The sequence below is a fragment of the Holophagales bacterium genome, from assembly GCA_016699405.1.
Classification (GTDB): Bacteria; Acidobacteriota; Thermoanaerobaculia; order Multivoradales; family JAGPDF01; genus JAAYLR01.
The window spans coordinates 2384633-2406099 of record CP064972.1; the positions used below are offsets into that span (position 1 = coordinate 2384633).

The following is a 21467-nucleotide window of genomic DNA, read 5'->3' on the forward strand; positions in this document are numbered from 1 at the left end:
TGCTAACCTGTTCGCGGTCCGCCCGCGAGGAGGTCTCCATGCGCCTCGACACCTTTCGCGTCGTCCCCGCTCTTCCCGAGCGGCTCGCTCGGTTGCGCGATCTCGCGTACAACCTCCTCTGGTCCTGGGATCAGGAGGTGCGGGCGATCTTCCCGCGCCTCGATCGCGAGCTCTGGGAGGCGACCTACCAGAACCCGGTGGCGATGCTCGGCTCGCTCCCTCAGGAGCGGCTCGAAGAGCTCACCCGCGACGACGGATTCCTTTCGCTCTACGACCGGGCCCTGGCGCGCCTCGACTCCTACCTCGCCGAGGCGACCTGGTGGCAGCGGCACACCCCGCAACGTCCGCTGATCGCCTACTTCTCGGCCGAATACGGTCTCGCCGAATGCCTGCCGATCTACTCGGGGGGACTCGGGGTGCTCGCGGCGCACCACCTCAAGAGTGCGAGCGACCTCGGCGTGCCGCTGGTCGGCGTCGGGCTGCTCTACCAGCAGGGCTACTTCCGCCAGTACCTGGCACGCGACGGCTGGCAGCAGGAGTCCTATCCGACGAACGACTTCTTCAACCTGCCGATCCAGGCGGTGGCTCGTCCCGACGGCGAGCCGCTGCGCGTCGAGCTCGAGATGGCCGGCGAGCGATGCGCAGTCGCCGTCTGGCGCGTCGACGTGGGGCGCATCCCCCTCTATCTGCTCGACACCAACCTGCCGGAGAACCCGCAGCCGTTGCAGGACATCACCGATCAGCTCTACGGCGGTGACCAGGAGACGCGCATCCGGCAGGAGATCGTGCTCGGCATCGGCGGTCTGCGGGCGCTGCACGCGCTCGGTCTCGAGCCCGACGTCTGCCACATGAACGAGGGTCACTCGGCGTTCCTGGCGCTCGAGCGGATCGCCACGCGCATGCGCCGCGACGGGCTGAGCTTCGCCGAAGCCTACGAAGTGGCGCGCGCCGGCTCGATCTTCACCACCCACACGCCGGTGCCGGCGGGCTTCGACGTCTTCGCGCTGCCACTCCTCGAGAAGTACCTGGGCGGCTACGCCGAGCGCACCGGGATCGGGCGGAGCGAGCTCCTCGCCCTGGGCAGCGGGAAGGCCGGCGACTCGCCGGGATCGTTCAACATGGCGGCGCTGGCGCTGCGCGCTTCGGCGTTCGCCAACGGCGTCTCGGAGCTGCACGGTGAGGTGTCGCGCCGCCTGCTCGCGCAGTACGTGCCGGAGATCCCGGCCGAGGAGCTGCCGGTGGGGCACGTCACCAACGGGGCCCACACGCGCAGCTGTCTCTCGCCCGAGATGGCGCAACTCTTCGACCGCTACCTCGGCGCCGAGTGGTGGCGTCGGCCCGGCCGCGCGGAGACCTGGGAAGGGATCGACGCGATCCCCGACGAGGAGCTCTGGTCGACGCACGAGCGGCGGCGCGAGCGTCTGGTGGCCTTCTCCCGTCGCCGCCTGCGCAAGCAGCTCGAGGCGCGCGGGGCGAGCGCGCGCGACGTCGAACACGCACGCGGCGTGCTCGACACGCGCGCGCTGACGATCGGCTTCGCCCGCCGCTTCGCCGGCTACAAGCGCGCCAATCTCATCCTCGCCGACCGCGAACGGCTGAAGCGCATCCTCCTCGACCCGCAGCGCCCGGTGCAGCTGCTCTTCGCTGGCAAGGCTCACCCGCGCGACGCCGAGGGCAAGGAGCTGCTCAAGGCGATCGTCGCCTTCTGTCAGCAACCCGACGTCCGCCGCCACGTCGTCTTCCTCGAGGACTACGACCTGGTGGTCGCCCGCTACCTCGTTCAGGGCTGCGACGTCTGGCTCAACACGCCGCGGCTCGGCCTCGAAGCGAGCGGCACGAGCGGCATGAAGGTGCTGCCGAACGGCGGGCTCAACCTCTCGACTCCGGACGGCTGGTGGCGCGAAGGCTACGAGCAGGACGTCGGCTGGACGATCGGCCACGGCGAGGCCTATGCCGACCCGGCCGAGCAGGACCAGGTCGAGGCGAGCTCGCTTTACGAGCTGCTCGAGCAGGAGGTCGTGCCGCTCTTCTACGCGCGGACGACCGACGGATTGCCGCGTCCGTGGATCGCGCGGATGAAGCAGTCGATGAAACGCCTCACCTGGCGCTTCAGCTCGAACCGGATGCTCTGGGAATACGGCGAACGCTACTACCTGCCGGCCGCCGAGTACGCCGGGCGACTGTCGGCGGACGCCTTTGCCGGGGCGCGGCGGCTGGCGGAGTGGAAGCGGCGGGTCTTCCGCGCCTGGAGCGAGGTGGCGGTCGAGGAGGCGCACCCGGTGGCCGACGGGACACGTCGTGTCGGCGAGAGCTATGCCTTTTCGGCGCGAGTCCGCCTCGGCGCGCTGACGCCGGACGACGTCCGTGTCGAGCTCTACTTCGGTGGCCTCGACGCGCAGCGCAGCATCGTGGCGGGTGACGTCGTGCCGATGCGCCTCGCCGGCGACGCGGGGCCGGGCCGGTTCGCCTACGACGGCGAGGCGCCCTGCCGGCGCTCGGGCCTGCAGGGGGTGACGGTGCGCATCGTCCCGGCCCACCCCGAGGCCAGCGGTCTGCTCGCCACCGGCCTGGTGCGCTGGAGGTAGCCGGTCAGCGGCTGGCACGGCTCCTGCTAGGATCGGCTGTCGGGCCGTACTTCCGCGGCCCCTGGTCCAGTTCCCGCGCCACCGGCCGCTCGGCGCGGGCCGCACCCCGCCCTGAAAGGACACCCCCGCATGAAGCTCTTCCGCAATCCGGCTGCCGCGTTGATCGCCCTCGGGCTCGCGGCCGCTCCGCTGGTCGCCCAGCCCGCCAAGCCGGCGGCTCCGGCCGCTCCCGCGGCGACTCCGGCTCCGGCGCAGCCGGCGCTCGAAAAGGTCGATCCGGCCAAGCTGCCCGCGGTCGTCGCCAAATTGGCCGGCGGCCAGGTCACCAAGGAGCAGCTGCTCGATGCCGTCCAGACGCGCCGTCAGGGTCTCGAGCGGATGGGCGTCCAGGTTCCGGCCGACTCCAAGCTCTTCTACACGCAGGTGCTCGACACGTTGCTCGCCGCCCAGCTCCTGGCGGCGGAGAGCGCCACCCTCGGCTACACCCCGTCGGAGGCCGATGTCGACAAGGAGATCGCCGCGATCAAGCAGGGCTTCGAGGGCGACGCCGCCTTCAAGCAGGCGCTCGAGCAGCAGGGGATGACCGAGGCGACGCTGCGCAGCGAGATCAAGGAAGACCTGGCGATCAAGAAGCTGATGGCCGAAAAGCTCGCGCCGAAGGTCGCCGTCGACGACGCGGCGATGCACGCCTTCTACGACGAGAACAAGGCCCGCATGCAGGAGCCCGAGAAGTTCCTTGCCAGCCACATCCTCATCCAGGCCAAGGCCAGCGACACGGCCGAGGTGAAGGCGGCGGCGCGCAAGAAGGCCGAGGGACTGCAGACGCAGATCAAGAGCGGTGGCGACTTCGCCAAGCTCGCCAAGGAGAACTCGGACGATCCGGGCTCGAAGGACGCCGGTGGGGCGCTGCCGTGGCTCGGCCGTGGCCAGACGGTCCCGCCCTTCGAGCAGGCCGCGCTGGCGCTCAAGCCGGGTGAGGTCTCGGGTGTCGTCGAGTCGCCGTTCGGCTTCCACATCATCAAGCTCGTCGACCGCAAGGACGCGCGGCAGGTGCCCTTCGACGAGGCCAAGCCGAAGATCGAGGAGTACCTCAAGCAGCAGGGCCTGAAGGCCGAGCTCGACAAGCACGTCAAGGAGCTGCGCGCCAAGGGCGGAGTCCAGGTCTTCATCTGATCGCGAGCGACCCAGCGACGCGGCGTCCGGGCCGGGGGCATCTGCTGCTCCCGGCCCTCGTCGTGCTGGGCCTCGTGCTCTCGGCGACGCTGGTCGCGCGAAGCCAGGTCTTCGGCGATCAGTTGAACCTGCTCTCCCGCGGCTGGCTGCTGGCGGCGCGCGGCGAGCTGGTGCCGTACGGCAATCCGCTGTCGACCGGCGGCAACGAGCCCGGCGCGCTGACCAGTCTGCTCGTCGGCCTGCCGCTCGAGCTCTGGCGCGACCACCGCGCGCCGACGGTGGTGATCTGGCTCTTCCATCTCGCGGCGTGGCTGCTGCTCGACCGCGTGGTGCGCGAAACGCTCGGCTGGCGCGAGCGGGTGCTCTTCGCCGTTGTCTACTGGCTGAATCCCTGGCGCCTTCATTTTTCGGGCTTTCTCTGGAACCCGAACTACCTCTTCGTTCTCGGTGCGCTCCACCTGTGGACGGCCTGGCGCCAGGCCGAGCGACCGCGTTTCTGGGCGAGCCTGCTCCAGGCGCTGGCGATCGGCCTCGCCTTCCAGATCCACGCCGCGTTCGTGCTGCTCGCCGCCGCCTCGGCTCTCCTCTGGTGGCGTGGCTGGCAGAAGCTGCACTGGGGCGGAGTCGTCGCCGGCGCCGCGCTTGCCGCGGCCTCGCTCGCCCCGTGGATTGCCGAGGCGCTCGGCCACCCGTCGATTCTCTCCGCCCACGCCGGCTTCCCGGGGCGCGGACTGGTGATGCTCTTCCCGCTCCTGCGCGGATTGCTCTACTGGCTGCGCTACGGCTCGCTGTCGTTGAGCGATCAGTTGCTGCGCTTCGATTTCACCACGGCGTTGGGCGCCGCGGCCGATCGCTGGCTCGCGACACCGCTGCTGGCCCTCGCCCAGATCGCCGGCGGGCTCACGCTCCTCGTGTCGCTCGCGGCGAATTGGGAGCTCCTGCGCAGCCGCGGACGCGCCTGGCTCACGACCCGCGGCCCGGGTGCGAGCGGGCGCGAGTGGATCGCGGGATATGCCGCGATCTCGCTCGGTGCCGCCTTCGTCGTCTACTGCCTGGCGCCGACGACGATCATGTTCTGGCAGGGCGTCCCGCTCTTTCACGCGGCGACGATCCCGCCGGTGCTCTGGCTCGCGCGGCAGCTCGACGGCCCGCGTGCGGCGTGGGTGCGCCGCGGGGTCGCGGCGACGGCACTCTTCTCGTTGCTGATCGGCCTCGCGATGGCCTTCGGCAGCCCGACCTTCCGTTGCGGCGGCCGCCGCGACGAGCACTTCCCGCTGCGCTCGAATTCACCGATGTTCACCGACCTCGGCATCCAGCAGACCTGTCCGTGGCCGCTCGACGTTCCCGGCGAATGGTGGCCCGACGTGCTGCCGGAAGAGGGCAGGAAGAGCGACGGCCACTCGACGAGCCCCGCACCGGGCACCCCCGGCCGCCCGATCGGCGGGCGGCTGCGCTAGGCCGCGCGCGATGCGGTGGTTCGTCATTTCGACGTCCCATCCGCGCCCAACGAGCACGCTCCGCCGCCGGTCGTCGGCCCGAAGCGAATGCAGTCCAGCTCGCGCGCCCCAGAGCTTCTCCAGACGGTTGCCGGGAGGCGACCGCGCGTCCCGACGCGACTCGGCCGCAGCGAGAACCACGAGCTTCCGAAGCGCCGCGCGGGATGACTGGCGGCAGGCGAGGCGCGGTGCGTCGATTCAACTGGCCCCCGGTCGTGGGTCCGGCGAAGCCCCGAATTACCGGTCGACCGGAACTCGGCGCGCGACGACCGCTTAGCGCCTCTTAGTACAGGTCGAGCACGAGAATCCGCGCCTCGAGCGGTCCATTGCGGACAGGCAGGCGGCGGGTGGGGCGGAGGCCGAGGTGTTTGCCGAGGGTAGCGCCGCCGGCGAGGACGACGACTTTCCATCCTTTGTAGCGCTGTTTCATCAGGTCCCCGAGGCGTTTCCACTGTGCCGGCTCTTCGTCGAGCCGCTCGCCGTACGGCGGGTTGACCGCGAGCAGGCCGGGTCCGGCAGGGGGCGTGAGGTCGAAGGCGTCCTCGGTCGTCAGCGCGCACCGTTCGAGCAGGCCGGCGCGCTCGAGATTGGTGCGTGCGGCGGCGATCTCGAATTCGGAGCGGTCGTTGCCGTGGAGCGCCACCTCGGCGCCGGGCGCCGGCAGGGGCTCGGCACGCAGGGTGGCGAACGCCGCGGCGTCGAAGCCGGGGAAGCGCTCGAACGCCCAGCCCTCGCGCAGCCGACCGGGAGCGAGGCCGAGGGCGATCGCTCCGGCCTCGGCGAGCAGGGTGCCGGTGCCGCACATCGGATCGACGACCGGGCCGCGTCCGTCCCAGCCCGAAGCGAGGATGCAGGCGGCGGCGAGCTGCTCGCGTACCGGCGCCGAGCCGGAGGTGACGCGGTAGCCGCGCCGGTCGAGCGGCTCGCCCGAGGTGTCGAGCAGCAGCGTCGCCACGTCGCGATGGAGCCGCAGGCGCAGCGGCAGGTGGGGGTCCGTGCGGTCGACGTCGGAGCGCCGGCCGAAGCGCTGGCGCTGGCCGTCGACGAGCCCGTCCTTGACGCGCAGCACCGCCCAGCGCGTGTCGCGCACCGTCGAGCCGCTCGCCGTCGCGGCGAGCGAGAAGCGCCGGTCGGGGTGGAACCAGGCGCCGGGATCGAGGGCAGAGAGCGGTCGGAGCTTGCCTTGCACCAGTGCCTGCGCGCCGGAAGCCAGCGCGTCGCCGTCGCCGGCGCTCCAGCGAGCGATCTCGACGAGCACGCGGTTGGCGGTGCGCAGTCGCCAGTTGGCTCGCCAGACCGACGGCCAGTTGCCGCGGAAGGCGACGCCGCCCGGCTCGCTTCGCGTCGGCTCGAGTCCGATGGCACGCAGCTCGGTGGCGAGCAGCTCCTCGAGACCGAGCGAACAGGTGGCGACCGCGGAGAGCATGAACGACTCGAGACGATGCGGCAGCGGTCGCGCGCTCAGCCGTGGATGCCGCGGTAGCCGCGGTTCCAGTAGAGGAGCGGACGCGCCTCGGGACGCGTGGCGCTCTCCTGCACTTCGCCGACGAAGATGGTGTGCGAGCCGGCGTCGACGCGGGCGTGCTGCCGGCAGTCGAGCCAGGCGAGAGCATCCTCGAGCACCGGCGCGCCGGTCGCCGCGGTCGTCCAGCGGCCGGCGGCGAAGCGCTCGACGTCCTTGAGGTAGGCGAAGCGATCGGAGAGCTCGCGGTGCTCCTCGGCGAGCACGTTGACCGCGAAGACGGCGTCGGGCTGCTCGAGCAGTTGATGGCCGCGATGGCGTTGGTCGATCAGAACGGCGATGAGCGGCGGATCGGGCGACACCGAGGCGAACGCGGCCACGGTGAGGCCGTGGCGGACGTCGCCCGCCCGGATGGTGACGATGGTGACGCCGGAGGCGAAAAGCCGCAGCGCGTCGCGGAACTGGTCGGGGGAGATCGGCATGGGAAAAGCCTCCGGCTTGGCGGCACGACAGCGGGCGGCTATTCTGCCACGGAGACGCAAGACCACCGGTCGGCGAGGGGAGCGATGAGCGACGAGACGACGCGAGGGATCCGAGTGCGGGTCGAGAGCAGCTTCCTGCCGGAGCGCAGCTCGGCGGCCGAGCGCCAGTACGTCTTCAGCTATCGCGTGCGGCTGGAGAACGTCGGGGGGACGCCGGCGACGCTCGTGGCGCGGCGCTGGCGCATCACGGACGGCGACGGCCGCGCGCAGACCGTCGAAGGGCCGGGCGTCGTCGGCGAGCAGCCGCGCCTGGCGCCGGGCGAGGCGTTCGAGTACTCGAGCTTCTGTCCGCTGCCGACGCCGGTCGGCACGATGGAGGGCGCCTACCAGATGGTTACCGACACCGGCGAGAGCTTCGAGGCGCGGATCGCGCCGTTCTTCCTCACCGCGCCGGGTGCGGTGAACTAGCGGGCGCTCCCTGGGTGTAGGGCCGCGCCCCCGCCCGGTCCGTCGAGGGCTCCTCCTCCGCGGGGCCCGTCGCTTTTCCGGCCGTCCCATCGACAGGCTCTCCGACCTACCCCCGGTTGTCGATGGGCCCCTCCGGAGACGCGCCACCCGCTCCGGAGGATCCCTCGCCGGCCCTGCCCCCGCGAGGAGTTGGGGACAGGCACCGCGGCCACGAGTCCGGCAAGCCCGTGCCTGTTCCCATTCGACAGCCCCGTGCAAGGGTGGGGGGCCGCGGGTGGCCGGACGGAGGGCTCCCGCCCCCGCGCGCAGCACGGATCGAGAATCGCGATCGGCGCTGTGCCGGTGATTCCGTGCGAGTACGGAGGCGGGAAGCCGGCCGGACAGGACCCGCGGCGGAGGCGAGTCGCCCCCGCCCGGTCCGTCGAGGGCTCCTCCTCCACGGGTCCCGTCGCTTTTCCGGCCGTCCCATCGACGGGCTCCCCGCCCAACCCCCGGTGGTCGATGGGCCCCTCCGGAGACGCGCCACCCGCTCCGGAGGATCCCTCGCCGGCCCTGCCCCCGCCCGCTTGGAACAAGGATCACTCGCGGTGGGGGGGGCCGCGGGTGGCCGGACGGAGGGCTCCCGTCCCCGCGCGGAGCACGGATCGACGATCGCGACCGACTCTGAGCCGGTGATTCCGTGCGAGCACGGAGACGGGATGCCGGCCGGACAGGACCCGCGGCGGGGGTGCCACGACCGGCATCGACAGGCGTGTCCCTCGTCGCGAGGAGACCCCGCCCGGCCTTCAGGCCAGCATGGCGAGGGCGCCGGGCAGGACGCGCAGGGTGAGCGGGCCGGACGGCGCCGTCTCGCCGTCGAGGTCGAGCAGCGGCAGCGGGGCGAGCGGCTCGAGCTCGACCTCGCGGGCGCGCCGGTAGGTGACGAAGCGGCTCGCCAGATGGGTGCCGAGGTAGATCCGCGGCAGTTGCAGCGGGAGCTGCCAGCGCGGCACGTCGCCGACCAGCACCACCTCGGCGAGGCCGTCGTCGATCGCGGCGCGCGGAGCCACCTGCATCCCTTTGCCGAAGCTCCGCCCGTTCGCCACCGCGAGCAGAAAGACCGGTCCCTCGTACCAGGGCTCGCCGTCCACCCGCACGCGGCAGGAGACCGGGCGATAGCGGGCGAGGCCGCGCAGCGTGCACGCGAGGTAGGCGAGCTCGCCGCGCTCGGGCCGCGCGTTGACCATCTCGTCGACCACCCCGGAGATGCCCGCCGAGGCGACGTTGACGACGAGGCGACGCTCGCCTTGGCAGCGCAGCTCGAGCAAGTCGACCGGGCGCGGCGTCGCGGCGAGCAGCCGGCGGGCGGCACGCTGCGGATGGCGCGGTAGACAGAGGGTGCGCGCGAAGTCGCAGCCGGTGCCCGCGGGCAGGATGCCGACCGCGACCCGCTCGAGCGCACCGAGCGCGTCGAGGCGGTTGACCACGCGGTGCAGCGTGCCGTCGCCACCGACGACGAGCAGCCGGCGCCGCGCGGTGCTCGCTCCGTTCACCAGGGCGCGGGCGAGCGCGTCGTCGTCGGTAGTGACGAGCGCCGCGCCAAGCGCGGGGACGTCGCGGCAGAGTCGCGCCCAGACCGTTGGCGCCCGGCCGCCGCCGGCGTACGGATTGAGAAACACCACGACGTCGTTCATCCCAGGGCCCCCTCCGGGCGCCAGCCGGCCAATGCGCGCTCGCAGCGTTCGAGCTCGCGATCGAAGTCGGCCGCAGTCCATCCCATCTCGTCGCACGCTACCGCCGCCAGACGCGGGGCGAGCGCCGTCGCCTGTCGCGGCGTCCAGGTGCCGATCCGCGTGCGCCGCAGTAGCAGATCCTCGAGCCGCACGACGAGGCCGTGGCGCAAGTGGACGCGCGCCTCGGCGGCACAGAGGTCGCTGCCGTCGTCGAGCGGGGCGAGCTCGCTCGCGTTCCGGGCGAGATCGAGGGCGAGCGGCGCGAGGGCGCGCAGGCGGCGGGCCATCGCCGTGGCGACCTCGCGCGACAGGCGGAGCGAGCTCCCGGCGCTGGCGAGCAGGCGCGTGGCGAGATCGCACGGCGCGCGGCCGACGAGCGGGGCCCCCTCGCTGGCCGGCGGACCCGCGACGGCGGCACGCTCCGCCGGCAGGCGGGCGACGGCCGCCGCCACCGCCTCCTCGGCGGTGACGCGCCAGGTCGTCAGCTTGCCCCCGGCGACCGAGAGCAGTCCGTTCTCCTCCCAGATCCCTTCGTCGCGGCTCGCTTCGGAGGGCGTGCGCGCGCCGTGGTCGAGAATCGGCCGCAACCCGGCGAAGGTGCCGGTGACGTCGGCCCAAGTGAGCCGGGCGGCGGGGAAGCGCGTCACGACGGCGGTGAAGAGGTAGTCGAGCTCGTCGTGCGACGGCCGCGGGTCGTCGAGCGCACCGTCGTGGAAGACGTCGGTCGTGCCGACGAGCACCCCCTCCGGGTGCGGCACGAGGAAGACCGGCCGGCCGTCCGCCGCCGGGAAGCTCACGGCGCTCGCGAGCGGCAGGCGACCGGCGGCGAGCAGCAGGTGCGAGCCGCGCGACGGGCGCAGTCGCCGCCCGGCGAGGCCGCAGCGGTGCCGGATCTCGTCGACCGCGACCCCGGCCGCGTTGACCAGGACCGCGCCGGCGACCTCGTGTACGGCACCGCTTTCGAGATCGCGGACGCGCAGGCGACGCAGCGTGCCGTCGCTGCCGCCCAGCCCTTCGACGACCTCGGCGCGCGTGAGCAGGCGTCCGCCCGCCGCGGCGGCGCTCGCCGCGACGGCGAAGGTCAGCCGGGCGTCGTCGACGCGGGCGTCGTGGTAGGCGAGGGCGCGGTCGAGGCCGCCGAGGTCGAGGTCCGGAGCGAGCGCCGCGATCTCCTCCGGAGCGAGGCGACGATGTCGCGCGCCGGCGGTCATCGCGTCGTAGAGCGTCAGGCCGAGGCCGACCTGCCAGCCCTTGACGCGGTCGCTCTTGCGCGCCGGGTAGAGGAACGGCAGCGACTCGACGAGATCGGGGTCGAGTCGCAGGTGGCGGTCGCGCTCGCGACAAGAGAGGCGCGTCGTTCGCAGTTGCAACTGGCGCAGATAGCGCAGGCCGCCGTGCACCAGCTTCGAGGATCGCGACGAGGTGCCGGCGGCGAGGTCGTCGCGCTCGACGAGCAGCGCGCGCAGGCCGCGCAGCGACGCGGCGTAGAGGATGCCGCAGCCGTTGATGCCGCCGCCGACGACGACGAGGTCGAACGGCTCGCCGAGCGCGGCGAGCGTCTGGTCGCGGTGGCGGCGGTCGAACACGTTCAGATGTCCAGGCGGTCGTGCGGCGCGAAGAGGGCCGACGGGTTGAGGGTCCCGTGCGGATCGAGCGCCCGGGCGGCGGCGGCGAGCGCGTCGGCAAGCGGCGGTCCCACCGCCTCGCGGTACCACGGTGCGTGCCAGTTGCCGATCCCGTGGTGGTGCGAGAGCGTGCCGCCGGCATCGAGCAGCGCGCGCGTCGCCGTGCGCTTGAGCTCCGCCCAGCCGGCGACGGTGGCGTCGGCTTCGCTCGAGCAGGGGAAGAAGAAGGTGAAGTAGAGCGAGGCGCCGTCGCGATAGGGGTGGGAGACGTGCGCCAGGACGGGCACTGGCAGCGCCGCGCGCACCGCCTCGGCGATCGTGGCGAGCGACGACCACGGCCCGGCGGTCTCGAAGGTGTCGGTGGCGATGCCGCGATCGAGCAGTGCGTCGCGCAGGTAGGGATGGCGGAAGCGATCGCCGAGCCACTTGCGGCCCGGGCCGCTCCCCAGTCCGAGCGCCCGGAAGCGCGTCAGGATCTCCGCCGCGCCGCCGTGCGCGCTCCACAACGTGCCCGGGCTGCCGGCGGCGCCGAGCAGCAGGAGGCAGCCGAAGCCGCGCCGGCCGTGGAGGCGCAGCCAGCCGCGCAGGGCGGTGCCGGCGAGCCGGTGTCCGGCGAGCCCGGTGGCCATCGCGACCTCGGTCTCCGGCGGATTGGAGAGCCGGAGCATGGCGAGCGGCAGGCCGGAGAGCGCGAGCTCGCGCACGGCGTCGAGCGCCGCTCTCCAGTCCGGCAGCAGGTAGGCGCGGACTTCGCGCGCCGCCGGAGCGGGGCGCACGCGCAGCGTCGCGGCGGTGATCACGCCCAGCCGTCCTTCGCTGCCGAGCAGGAGGGCGAGCGGATCGGGTCCGACGGCGGCGGCCGGGCGCGGCCGGACACGCAGCGCGCCGGCCGGCGCGCTCGCCTCGACGCCGGCGACGAGATCCTCGATCCGTCCGAAGCCCATCGACTCCTGGCCGGAGGCGCGCGTGGCGATCCAGCCGCCGACGGTGGAGAGCTCCCACGACTGCGGGAAGTGGCCGAGCGTCAGGCCGTGCGGCGCGAGCGCCGCCTCGACGTCGGGCCCGGTGGTGCCGGCGCCGAAGGTGGCGAGTCCGGAGTCGTCGTCGAGGGTGAGGAGACCGGAGAGCTGCGAGAGATCGAGGACGACGCCGGGGGGATCGTCGGCGCGCCGCGACGGCTGCGTGTTGACGCCGCCGGTGACGGAGGTGCCGCCGCCCCACGGCGTGAGGTGCAGGCCTTCGCGGTCGCACGCCACGATCGCCGCCGCGACCGCCGCGGCATGGCACGGTCGCAGCACGCCGTCGGGCACCGCCGGCACGCTGCCGCTGCGCAGCCGCACGAGGTCGGTGAGCCCCTGCCCGCGCGCATGCGCGAGCCGATCGAGCGGGTCGGTCGAGATCCCCGCGAGCCCCGCGACCTCCGGCAGCGCGCGCCCGGTCGCGAACGCCCCCGCCGATGCCGCGTCGAACGCCGGCACCGCCGGCCCCGCCACGAACCGCTCCGCCAGCCAGGCAAGCATCGCCCCCGACGGCTCCAGCCGCTCGCCCTCGAACCCCCACCCGCCGAGCCGGCGGGGGCGTGGGGTGGTGGTCATGGGGGGAGTCTATGCGGGAAATGCGTCCGGGCTGAGTTCCCGACTCAGGGGCGGCCGAGTGGACTGGTGACGTCTGCGCCGTGCAGCCGCGGCTCCCGCAGCGCCGGGCAAGGCTTCAACTACTTGAGCTCGGCTCGCCGCCGTCCGAGGCCGGGTGGTTAGCGAGTGCTCACGTCACCTCGTACTCGCCGCCCCGGTGGTGTCACTTCTGCACTTCACGATTGACACTCGTTTCGCCAGTGCGTAGGCTTCGCGCAAGTCACCGGATCATGCAACTCGTCGACCTCTCGTCGCCCCGCTCCCGCTTGGGCGATTTGGCAGGAAGTTCCGCGCCTGCCAGTTCGCTTTAGGGGAGTGGGTTGGGTCGATTAGGACCTTAGGCAGAGGCAGACCGGCGAGGATAGTGGGCTGTGCGCGCCGTCAGCGAGCTAGATGTTCACCACGCCTATCGCCTCGCCGGTAGGTTCTCGAAGGCGGCAGTCGTTATCGTCGAATCTGCACGAGGACTGTTCGCACTGGGCGACTCTGCCCGCCCAAGCTCTCTCCTGCCAGTCCTCATGAAGGACCGCGGTCGCCTCTATTGCTTCTTCGGCAACCCTGGGGGCGGCATAGACATGGACATGGTCAACCCATACGTTACCAACGCGGCATTCTCATTGGATCTGTATCTCAAGGTCCTGCTTTTCGTCGAGCAAGGCCGCTGGAGCGGCGGGCATGGACTCCTGGGACTGTTCGCTGGGCTTTCCAAGCGATCAAAGGCCGCCATCAGAACTCGCTTCGACCTCTTGGTCGCCGAGAATCCGGACTACATCTTCATACGACACCATATCCGGAGTGAGACATCGCTGAAGGAGTTCGAATGGGACCTGGACGTGTTGCTTGGCAATAGCTCCAGTGCATTCGTCGACTTTCGCTATTCGTTCGACCGTGGCGTCGGTTGGTTCGCGGGCTTCTGGGAACTCAAGGAGGCCTTGGCTTCTCGGATTGTCGAACTCAGGCCGGAAATGGGCAGTCTCGTCGTCAATGAGGGCTGACTCAGCAAGCAGGTTGTAGCTGCGCGCCGCGAAGCGCAGCGGCGCTTTAGGGCAGGCTCGGGCAGCAGTACGTGTCCGCGATCATGTTTCCAGTGGTCGATGGGCCGCTGAACGTGAAGGTGGTCGGCAAGGCATCGCTATAGGTTTGAAACCGGCATTGTTGATTCTTGTACACCGCCGGGGTCGGCCAGCAACTCACGGGTGGCTGATCCGAGCAGGCCACCCCGCAGTTTGGGCACGAACAAGCGCGGCATTGGTAATACGCACTGAACGTATACTTGGCATTGACAATTCCGATGGTGTAGGGGGCGGGACACAGGGGGACTTGCGGATTTTCGTGCGGCCAACTGAGCGCGAAGAACGCATCGGACACGCTCTTCGTGTTGGCATAGGTCGCGAAAATCAGCGTCCCGACCGAAAGCGGTGCGGTCGGCGGATACGGATTGGGAATGATGCAGCCCGACGACTGGAAAGTGACGATCGCTCTTTCGAGATTGACGGTGCCGGATAGGTACACACTGGTGTTGGTAAGGCTTGCCGGCTGATTCAGGACGCTGAGCGTGAACCCCCACGATTGAGAGAACAGTCGAACCAGCTCGGGGGCTCCGGTCGTGTTGATTCTGGTGCCGTCGGAGGCACGCAGCGGAAACTGGAACAGGATCGTGGCCGATTGCCCGGGCTTGACGGCATCCTTCGACTTCCAGACATAGCGACCGTTGTTGATCTGGCCACTGCCCTTGGTCCCCGTCACCTTCACGCTGTTCATGAACGCGGAAGGGCTCGAATAGCCGGATGGGATCGCGCTCCAGACGATCTTCACGTTCCCGGGCTTGTACCCGAGAGAAGAGTCGCCATTGTCGATAGTGAACTTCAGGTTCACCAGGTTGTTGGTCGGGTCGAGGATGTACCCGTCGGCCGGCGCATTACTGCCGGGAGCTTGGCCAATGGGCTGTGCGAAGTCCCGTGGGTTGTTTCCTGAGCCGTCTGTGAATTGCGCCATCGCGAAGAACGGGTTGGCAGAAGCGCTGCTCGAGGATTGCATCTGGCCGCCGGAGCTCTGGGACTGGGAGAAGCTTGGCCATGCCCCGCACGACAGGGCAAGAGTGACAACAGTGAGAAAGGTGCGCGGCTTCATCGTTCTCCCCCCATGGAGGCTTGCCTTGTGGCCTCATCAAGCCGAACCAAGATCGGCGCTCATTCGATGGGCCGGAAGTTGGGACCGCTCCCGAATGCGGGCGACGATATCGGAGTGTATGTGCGAGCTCAAGACGTTCCGACACCCGATCCCCGAGGCGGAGTCGAACGAAGTGGTGTCTTGGTCGTGACCGCCTCGCCCGGGACCTTCCTGCGCAGCATCCTTCTCGCTGTGCTCCTGGCCGTGTCGACCGGTTGCGCCTCGATCTCTGCTCCTCTGGGTCGCCTGGCTGACGGCTCGCCGGTCCCGAAGGGAGCGTCTTTCACTCCACCTGTCCTGGTGACCAAGATGCCGTTGGACCGCCTCGCTCGGGTTGGTTCAGCCGGCGTTCGCGGGATCTTCCGCGCTGAGTTGATCATTTCAGAGGAAGGACTCGTGGTCGGGGAGAGCGTCACCCATTCCCTGGGTGACGCCGCGGATGCCGAGCTTCTGCCGGTTCTTCGCCGTCTCGTGTTCACGCCGGCAGTGCTCGACGGCAAGCCGGTCGCCGTGATGTATTCCATGACTCTGAACTTCACCTCGTTGCACTGAGGGGCTTGGCGCCCAGGACTCGGGATGATGGGAAGAGACTTGAAGAGGCCGAGGGTAGTCCTCTGGTTGGCCCTGCTCGCCGCAGAGCTCGCGGGCTGCTGGTTCTCCTCCGTCGAGAGCCTGCGGGTCGCGAGCTCGGACGGATGAACCGAGGCGGTTGCCCTTCAAGAACAGCTTCGTGCGCTCGGCAAGGCGAGCTCGCTTCAGGCGAGAGTGTTCGTTGTCGCTCGGGGAGAGAATGCTCGCAGCGGTGAGCTGGTGGCGACCGTCCTGTTCTCGTCTTCCGTCGATCGCGTCGCGTTTCGCGCGGTGTGGCGTGACGCCGGAGTGCTCGAGGTGCAATTCGTGCACGCCGTCGAGGCGCGGCTCGACCGCGAGTCGGTGACCGTGGCGAGCCGAGCGATCGAAGCCCGCCTCGTGGACTGCTCGCCGGATTGGAGACGATGCGCCCCGGCGCGTCGGCCGGTTGACGGGAACGACGTGTTCAGTAGCAAGGGCAGCGGACGAAGCACGAGGTGAGCTCGGTCGACCGACCACAGCTCCAGAGTAGCCCTCTGGTTCCTAGTGCGAGGCCAGTGGCACCGCTTCGAGCGGCACCCCGGCTGGCGTGTGGCCGCGTCGGGCCGGGAAGCGGCAGGCAGCTCTTCGAGCCCGGGTTGCCGCCGCAGCTGGATCGTGGCGAGCGGAGAAGCCGACCGTCGGTGGTATCGTTGGACGTACCATGAGAGCGTTCAACGTCGAAGAGGACATCCGCCCGCTTTCGGAGTTTCGTGCCGACGCGGCGGGCTTGTTGGCGCGGGTGCGGCGAACCAAGCGCGCCTTGGTGCTCACCCAGCGTGGCCATACCTCGGCCGTCGTCCTCGACCCGGCGGAGTACCAGCGCCTCGTCGACGAGCTCGATCTGCTGCGCGACATCCATGCTGCTTCGCGCGAGCTCGAGAGCGGCGAAGGAGTGTCCCATCGGGCGGCGAAAGCTCGCGCCCTGGCGAGGCTCGAGGGGTGAGAGTCGTCTGGGCTCCGCTGGCGATCGAGCGCGCGGTGGAGCAGGCGAAGTTCATCGCAGAAGACAAACCCGAGGCTGCGCACCGCTGCCTCGGCGACCTGTTCACGTCGGTTGCCAATCTCTCGAAGCTCCCGCAGCTCGGGCGGCAGGTTCCCGAGCTCGGACGCGCCGATCTCCGCGAGCTCGACATCCGCGGCTACCGCGTCATCTACCGATTAGAGAAGCGCCAAGTCTCCATCCTCACGGTGCGCCACGGGCGTCGTCTCTTCGATTCGTCCGAAGTCGGCGGATAGCCCCTCGTCACCCGAGGAGTGGCCCGCGTCGCTTTCGGATGGAGACAGCAAGGGCTCGCACCGAGTCTGCTGTATGGTTGACAGAGAGACGCAGCGCGAGGTCGATGGCTCTGCTTGGTGGTGCTGCGAGACATCCCCATGATCGTCGATGTCACTCCACGACAGCTCCAGTACTTGGCTTTCATCGCGCAGTACCTCGAGGTTGCAGGGGTTGCTCCGTCGGAGGGCGACATCGCGGAGTACTTCGGCGTGAGTGGGCCGTCGGCGCACCAGATGGTCGTCACCCTCGAGACGAAGGGTCTGTTGGCTCGGCTTCCGGGACGGTCGCGCTCCATCCGCCTGCTGGTCTCGCGGGGGGTTCTGCCGGTGGTCGGCGAGCCTGGAAAAGAGGCGCCCAGCAGGCATACCGGAATGGCCTCTTTCGCTCTGGCTCTGGCGAAGCGGTTCGCAACGTCCAACGCACACTCGCTCGCCCGCTTCGCGAGTGTTCTTCGCTTGGCGTACCGAGTTGAGGAGCTCCTGCTGGCGGACGGTGCCGGCCCGCGAGTTGCCGAGCGAGCGAGGAAGGCAGTCCAGCGCATCGCGGACTCGATGGTTGGCGAGAGCCGCAGGAGCAGAAGGCCGGCGTCCGCAGCCGAAGTGCGCCGCGGGCCCGCGCCGGCACCGTCGCCCAAGAAGCCCCGGCGCGAGGTTCCACCCGAACAGCGCGATCTCTTCTAGGAGGGTCTGCGAGCCTTCACGCTGGGTGGCCTTCGTGTCCCGTCGAAAGCCTGATCTGACGGCCATGGGTAGCGTTGGACTTACCATGAGAGCGCTCAACGCCGAAGAGGGCATCCGCCCGTTCTCGGAGTTCCGTGCCGACGCGGGGGACCTGTGGGCGCAGGTTCGACGTACCCACAGTGCCGTGGTGCTCACGCAGCGCGGGCAGACGTCCGCCGTCGTCCTCGACTTGGCGGAGTATCGGTGGCTCGTCAACGAGCTCGATCTGCTGCGCGACATCGACGCCGCGTCGCGGGAGCTCGAGCGCGGCGAAGAGCTGTTCCCGCGCGCAGCGAAGGCTCGGGTCCTGGCGAGGCTCTGGGAGTGATCGTCGTCTGGTCTCCGGTGGCGCTCTTCCTCAAGCCTCCGGCGTGCGGGTCGGAGTGAAGTGTGGGGGAGTGCTGTCACCCCGTTGGGAGAGGAGCGGACGGCGCCTCGCCGCAGGTCAGTCGCCGACGATCTCGTCGAGCCCCTCGACGAGGCGCGAGAGCTCTTCGGGCGACACGCGCCCCAGGCGCTTGCCGAGCCGCTCGGTGGAGAGCGTGCGAATCTGCGAGACCTTGGCCCACGACCGCTTGGGGAGACGTGCCGAGGTGAGCTCGACCGCCAGCGGGAAGCCGGCGCGCGGTTCCTGACTCGTGACCGCGAGCGCGATCACCGTGCCGGATCTCTCGTTGAAGACCTCGTGACTCAGGACCAGCACCGGCCGCTGGCCCGCTTGTTCGTGGCCGCGAAGCGGATCGAGGTCCGCCCAGAGAATCTCGCCCCTCAGTACTCGGGCCACGCCGACTCCCCGATCAGGTGGCTGTCGGCTTCCGCTCGTTCGGCGGCGCGGTCGAGCTTGGCGCACTCCGTCGCCAGCCGCGTGCGTCTCAGGCGCGCGAGCTTTTCGTGGACCGCATCCTGGATCAGCCTGCTGCGGCTCGGCGAGAGGCCCTTGCTCACCAGGGCGTCGACTTCCTGCAAGTCCCCGGGGTCGATCGAGATGGCGATCTTGGCGGTGGGCATGAAGGAATGGTATCACTGCTGGTCGTACCGCGGGCGGCTTGCCTCGCGAGGTTCCGGCCGGCACCTTGACGCCCCCGGTCAGCTCTCCCATCGGCAGTCGGCGTAGAGTCGCTCCATGACCGCACCCCTCGACCTCTCCTTCGTCCGTTCCTCCTTCCCCGCGCTCGCCGGGGAGTGGGTCTATCTCGACAACGCCGGTGGGTCGCAGGTGCCGGCGACGGTGGCGGAGGCGGTGCGGGAGTACCTGCTCACCGCGAACGTCCAGCACGGGGCGAGCTACGAGCCGTCGCGGCGCGCGATGGCGGCGGTCGAAGCGGGGCAGCGGGCGGTGGCGACGCTCGCCGGGACGGAGGATCCGGCGGAGATCCTCCTCGGCTCGTCGACGACGGTGCTGATGCAGAACCTCGCGCGGGCGATGGTGGCCGGCGGCTGGCTCGCGCCGGGCGACGAGGTGATCGTCACCGACTGCGACCACGAGGCCAATGCGGGACCATGGCGGCGGCTTGCCGCGCACGGTGTCGTGGTGCGCGAGTGGCGGCTCGACCGCGAGAGCCTGCGGTTGCGCGCCGAGGATCTCGCGCAGCTCCTGTCGCCGCGCACGCGGCTCGTCGCCTTCACCCACTGCTCGAACGTCGTCGGGAGCATCCACGACGTCGCCGCGCTCGCCGCGCTGGCGCACCAGGTGGGTGCGCGCGTCGTCGTCGACGGCGTCGCCTTCGCGCCGCACCGGCTCGTCGACGTCGTGGCGCTCGGCGTCGACTTCTACGCCTTCAGCCTCTACAAGGTCTACGGGCCGCACCTCGCCGCGCTCTGGGGGCGGCGCGATCACTTCCTCGCCCTCGGCAAGCTGAACCACGAATTCGTTGGCGACGACGACGTGCCGTACAAGCTGCAGCCGGGCGGCCCCTGTTACGAGCTCGCGGCGGCGCTGCCGGCGACGCTCGACTACCTCGTCGAGGTCGGACGACGGGCGGGTGCGCCCGGCGACGCACCGCCGCGCGCGGCGCTGGCGCAGGCGTTCGCGGCGCTCGCGGCGCACGAGGAGTCGCTCGCGGCGCCGCTGCTCGAGTTCCTGCGCTCGCGCTCCGACGTGCGGATCGTCGGCGATCCGTCGCCCGAGCGCTCGCAAAGGGCACCGACGGTGAGCTTCGTCGTCGCCGGGCGCGACTCGGCCGAGATCGTCGGGCGCGTCGACGAGCATCGGATCGGCATCCGCTTCGGTCACTTCTACGCCAAGCGGCTCATCGACGGCCTCGGTCTCGCGCCGCAGAACGGCGTGGTGCGGGTGTCGATGGTGCACTACAACACGCGCGAGGAGATCGAGCGGCTGATCGCGGCGCTCGCGGTCGTGCTCGGCTGAGCGCACCCCGCCCGGTCCGTCGAGGGCTCCTCCTCCGCGGGTCCCGTCGCTTTTCCGGCCGTCCCATCGACGGGCTTCCCGCCCAACCCCCGGTTGTCGATGGGCCCCTCCGGAGACGCGCCACCCGCTCCGGAGGATCCCTCGCCGGACCTGCCCCCGCCTGTTTGGAAGACAGATCACTTCCAGTCTGGAGGGCCGCGGGTGGCCGGAGGGAGGGCTCCCGTCCCCACGCGGAGCATGGATTGACGATCGCGGCCGACTCTTCGCAGGTGATTCCGTGCGAGCCCGGAGACGGGAAGCCGGCCGGACAGGACCCGCGGCGGTGGGCGAGGTGCGCTACGTCGCGTTCTCGCGCCTGGCGTACTTGATCGCGACGTAGTCGTCGAGGATGCGGATGAACTGCGCGGCGAGCTCGTCGTAGGTGCCGTGGAGGGTGGCGAACTTCTGGCCGTCGACGAAGACCGGGCAGGTCGGCGCTTCGCCGGTGCCGGGCAGTGAGATGCCGATGTTGGCGGCCTTCGACTCGCCCGGGCCGTTGACGACGCAGCCCATCACCGCGATCTTCAGGTCCTCGACGCCTTCGTAGCGCACCTTCCACTCCGGCATCTTGGCGCGCGCGTACTCCTGCACGCTTTCGGCGAGCTGTTGGAAGGTCGTCGAGGTGGTGCGCCCGCACCCCGGGCAGGCGGTGATCGACGGGGCGAACGAGCGCAGGCCGAGCGACTGCAGGATCTCGCACGCCGCGTAGACCTCTTCGCGCCGGTCGCCGCCCGGCCGTGGGGTGAGCGAGACGCGGATGGTGTCGCCGATCCCTTCGGCGAGCAGCACCGCCATCGCCGAGGCCGACCAGGCGATTCCCTTGATCCCCATCCCCGCCTCGGTGAGACCGAGGTGCAGCGGCTGCCGCGTGCGTCGGGCGAGCTCGCGATAGACCGCGACGAGCTCGAGCGGCCTCGAGACCTTGCAGGAGATGATCACCTGGTCCTCGCGCAAGCCGCAGGCGAGCGCCTGCTCGGTCGACGAGAGCGCCGAGACGATCATGCAGTCGGCGTAGATCTCCTCGGCCGAGAGCCCGAGCTCGCGGTCGGTGTTCTCCTGCATCTTCGCCATCACCAGCTCCTGGTCGAGCGAGCCGGCGTTGACGCCGATCCGTACCGGCTTGCCGTGCTCGACGGCGATCCGGCAGATGGTGGCGAACTGATCGTCGCGCCGCTTGCCGTAGCCGACGTTGCCGGGGTTGATGCGGTACTTGTCGAGCACCCGGGCGCAGTCGGGGAAATCGGTGAGCAGCACGTGGCCGTTGTAGTGGAAGTCGCCGATCAGCGGTACGTCGCAGCCGAGCTCGTCGAGGCGACGGCGGATCTCCGGCACGGCGGCGGCCGCCTCCGGCAGGTTGACCGTCACCCGCACCAGCTCCGAGCCGGCGTTGGCCAGCTCGAAGCACTGCTGTGCCGTGGCGCGGACGTTGGCCGTGTCGGTCGAGGTCATCGACTGGACGACCACCGGCGCGCCTCCGCCGACCTGGATCTTGCCGACCCGGACGCCGACGCTGGGTTGTCGTGGGGAGAGGCTCATCAGGGCTCCGCGTTCGTCGGGGCGATCTTAGCAGCGGGTCGACGGCGGACCGTCCGATTTGCCGCGGAGCGGGCGCCGCGGCAGCGCGAGATGCCGTGTGGAGCGCCGCTT

The 21467-nt window shown here is 70.5% G+C and carries 20 protein-coding genes; 11 read left to right on the forward strand and 9 right to left on the reverse strand.

The window, feature by feature from the left end; translation table 11 throughout:
- The first annotated feature begins 38 nt into the window (after window positions 1-38).
- The 3 genes from glgP to IPJ17_09900 all read left to right on the forward strand — a co-directional run bounded on the left by glgP (window position 39) and on the right by IPJ17_09900 (window position 5215).
- A complete protein-coding gene (glgP, locus tag IPJ17_09890) occupies window positions 39-2585 on the forward strand; it encodes an alpha-glucan family phosphorylase (GenBank protein QQR75853.1) in 2547 nt (848 codons plus the stop codon).
- A 129-nt stretch (window positions 2586-2714) separates the two neighbouring features.
- Entirely contained in the window at window positions 2715-3758 is a 1044-nt protein-coding gene (locus tag IPJ17_09895) for a peptidylprolyl isomerase (protein QQR75854.1), read from the forward strand.
- Between the two features lie 62 nt (window positions 3759-3820).
- A complete protein-coding gene (locus tag IPJ17_09900) occupies window positions 3821-5215 on the forward strand; it encodes a hypothetical protein (GenBank protein QQR75855.1) in 1395 nt (464 codons plus the stop codon).
- A 322-nt stretch (window positions 5216-5537) separates the two neighbouring features.
- Here the strand turns inward: IPJ17_09900 and IPJ17_09905 are convergent, their stop codons facing one another.
- Both IPJ17_09905 and IPJ17_09910 read right to left on the reverse strand, forming a co-directional pair.
- Window positions 5538-6680 (reverse strand): RNA methyltransferase, encoded by a 1143-nt coding sequence (locus IPJ17_09905; GenBank protein ID QQR75856.1) that lies wholly within the window; start codon window positions 6678-6680, stop codon window positions 5538-5540.
- A gap of 35 nt (window positions 6681-6715) precedes the next feature.
- Window positions 6716-7198: a flavin reductase family protein gene (locus IPJ17_09910; GenBank protein ID QQR75857.1), complete on the reverse strand. Its 483-nt coding sequence runs from the start codon at window positions 7196-7198 to the stop codon at window positions 6716-6718.
- 84 nt (window positions 7199-7282) lie between these two features.
- Here IPJ17_09910 and apaG point away from each other — a divergent pair, with 84 nt between their 5' ends.
- Window positions 7283-7666, forward strand: coding sequence for a Co2+/Mg2+ efflux protein ApaG (gene apaG / locus IPJ17_09915; GenBank protein QQR75858.1), 384 nt, complete (start codon window positions 7283-7285; stop codon window positions 7664-7666).
- Window positions 7667-8451: 785 nt separating this feature from the next.
- On the opposite strand, the gene IPJ17_09920 is transcribed toward apaG, so the two are convergent.
- From IPJ17_09920 to IPJ17_09930, 3 genes are read right to left on the reverse strand one after another with little or no spacing between them, the layout of a single operon-like run.
- Complete coding sequence (locus tag IPJ17_09920; protein ID QQR75859.1) at window positions 8452-9339, reverse strand: hypothetical protein; 888 nt, start codon at window positions 9337-9339, stop codon at window positions 8452-8454.
- The gene (locus tag IPJ17_09925) at window positions 9336-10964 is read right to left on the reverse strand and encodes a glycerol-3-phosphate dehydrogenase/oxidase (protein ID QQR75860.1); all 1629 of its coding nucleotides are present in this window, start codon (window positions 10962-10964) and stop codon (window positions 9336-9338) included. The genes IPJ17_09920 and IPJ17_09925 overlap by 4 nt, the downstream gene beginning before the upstream one ends.
- 2 nt (window positions 10965-10966) lie before the next feature.
- Window positions 10967-12598 (reverse strand): FAD-binding oxidoreductase, encoded by a 1632-nt coding sequence (locus tag IPJ17_09930; protein QQR75861.1) that lies wholly within the window; start codon window positions 12596-12598, stop codon window positions 10967-10969.
- A 410-nt stretch (window positions 12599-13008) separates the two neighbouring features.
- On the opposite strand from IPJ17_09930, the gene IPJ17_09935 reads away from it, so the two are divergent.
- Window positions 13009-13632 (forward strand): hypothetical protein, encoded by a 624-nt coding sequence (locus IPJ17_09935; GenBank protein ID QQR75862.1) that lies wholly within the window; start codon window positions 13009-13011, stop codon window positions 13630-13632.
- A gap of 46 nt (window positions 13633-13678) precedes the next feature.
- Here IPJ17_09935 and IPJ17_09940 read toward each other — a convergent pair whose 3' ends face one another.
- Window positions 13679-14767: a hypothetical protein gene (locus IPJ17_09940; protein QQR75863.1), complete on the reverse strand. Its 1089-nt coding sequence runs from the start codon at window positions 14765-14767 to the stop codon at window positions 13679-13681.
- Between the two features lie 180 nt (window positions 14768-14947).
- On the opposite strand from IPJ17_09940, the gene IPJ17_09945 reads away from it, so the two are divergent.
- The 5 genes from IPJ17_09945 (at window position 14948) to IPJ17_09965 (ending at window position 17741) form a co-directional block, all read left to right on the forward strand.
- Window positions 14948-15358, forward strand: coding sequence for a hypothetical protein (locus IPJ17_09945; protein QQR75864.1), 411 nt, complete (start codon window positions 14948-14950; stop codon window positions 15356-15358).
- Window positions 15359-16079: 721 nt separating this feature from the next.
- The gene (locus tag IPJ17_09950) at window positions 16080-16361 is read left to right on the forward strand and encodes a type II toxin-antitoxin system Phd/YefM family antitoxin (protein QQR75865.1); all 282 of its coding nucleotides are present in this window, start codon (window positions 16080-16082) and stop codon (window positions 16359-16361) included.
- The gene (locus IPJ17_09955) at window positions 16358-16654 is read left to right on the forward strand and encodes a type II toxin-antitoxin system RelE/ParE family toxin (protein QQR75866.1); all 297 of its coding nucleotides are present in this window, start codon (window positions 16358-16360) and stop codon (window positions 16652-16654) included. The genes IPJ17_09950 and IPJ17_09955 overlap by 4 nt, the downstream gene beginning before the upstream one ends.
- Window positions 16655-16792: 138 nt before the next feature.
- Window positions 16793-17374, forward strand: coding sequence for a hypothetical protein (locus IPJ17_09960; GenBank protein ID QQR75867.1), 582 nt, complete (start codon window positions 16793-16795; stop codon window positions 17372-17374).
- 85 nt (window positions 17375-17459) lie between these two features.
- Window positions 17460-17741: a type II toxin-antitoxin system Phd/YefM family antitoxin gene (locus tag IPJ17_09965; protein QQR75868.1), complete on the forward strand. Its 282-nt coding sequence runs from the start codon at window positions 17460-17462 to the stop codon at window positions 17739-17741.
- Window positions 17742-17858: 117 nt separating this feature from the next.
- Here the strand turns inward: IPJ17_09965 and IPJ17_09970 are convergent, their stop codons facing one another.
- Complete coding sequence (locus tag IPJ17_09970; protein ID QQR75869.1) at window positions 17859-18197, reverse strand: type II toxin-antitoxin system PemK/MazF family toxin; 339 nt, start codon at window positions 18195-18197, stop codon at window positions 17859-17861.
- A complete protein-coding gene (locus tag IPJ17_09975) occupies window positions 18182-18421 on the reverse strand; it encodes a CopG family transcriptional regulator (GenBank protein ID QQR75870.1) in 240 nt (79 codons plus the stop codon). Before IPJ17_09975 ends, IPJ17_09970 begins: the two co-directional genes overlap by 16 nt.
- A 115-nt stretch (window positions 18422-18536) precedes the next feature.
- On the opposite strand from IPJ17_09975, the gene IPJ17_09980 reads away from it, so the two are divergent.
- A complete protein-coding gene (locus IPJ17_09980) occupies window positions 18537-19781 on the forward strand; it encodes a cysteine desulfurase-like protein (GenBank protein ID QQR75871.1) in 1245 nt (414 codons plus the stop codon).
- Between the two features lie 336 nt (window positions 19782-20117).
- On the opposite strand, the gene ispG is transcribed toward IPJ17_09980, so the two are convergent.
- On the reverse strand, window positions 20118-21356 hold the full coding sequence (gene ispG / locus IPJ17_09985) for a flavodoxin-dependent (E)-4-hydroxy-3-methylbut-2-enyl-diphosphate synthase (GenBank protein QQR75872.1): 1239 nt from the start codon (window positions 21354-21356) through the stop codon (window positions 20118-20120).
- Between the last annotated feature and the right edge of the window lie 111 nt (window positions 21357-21467).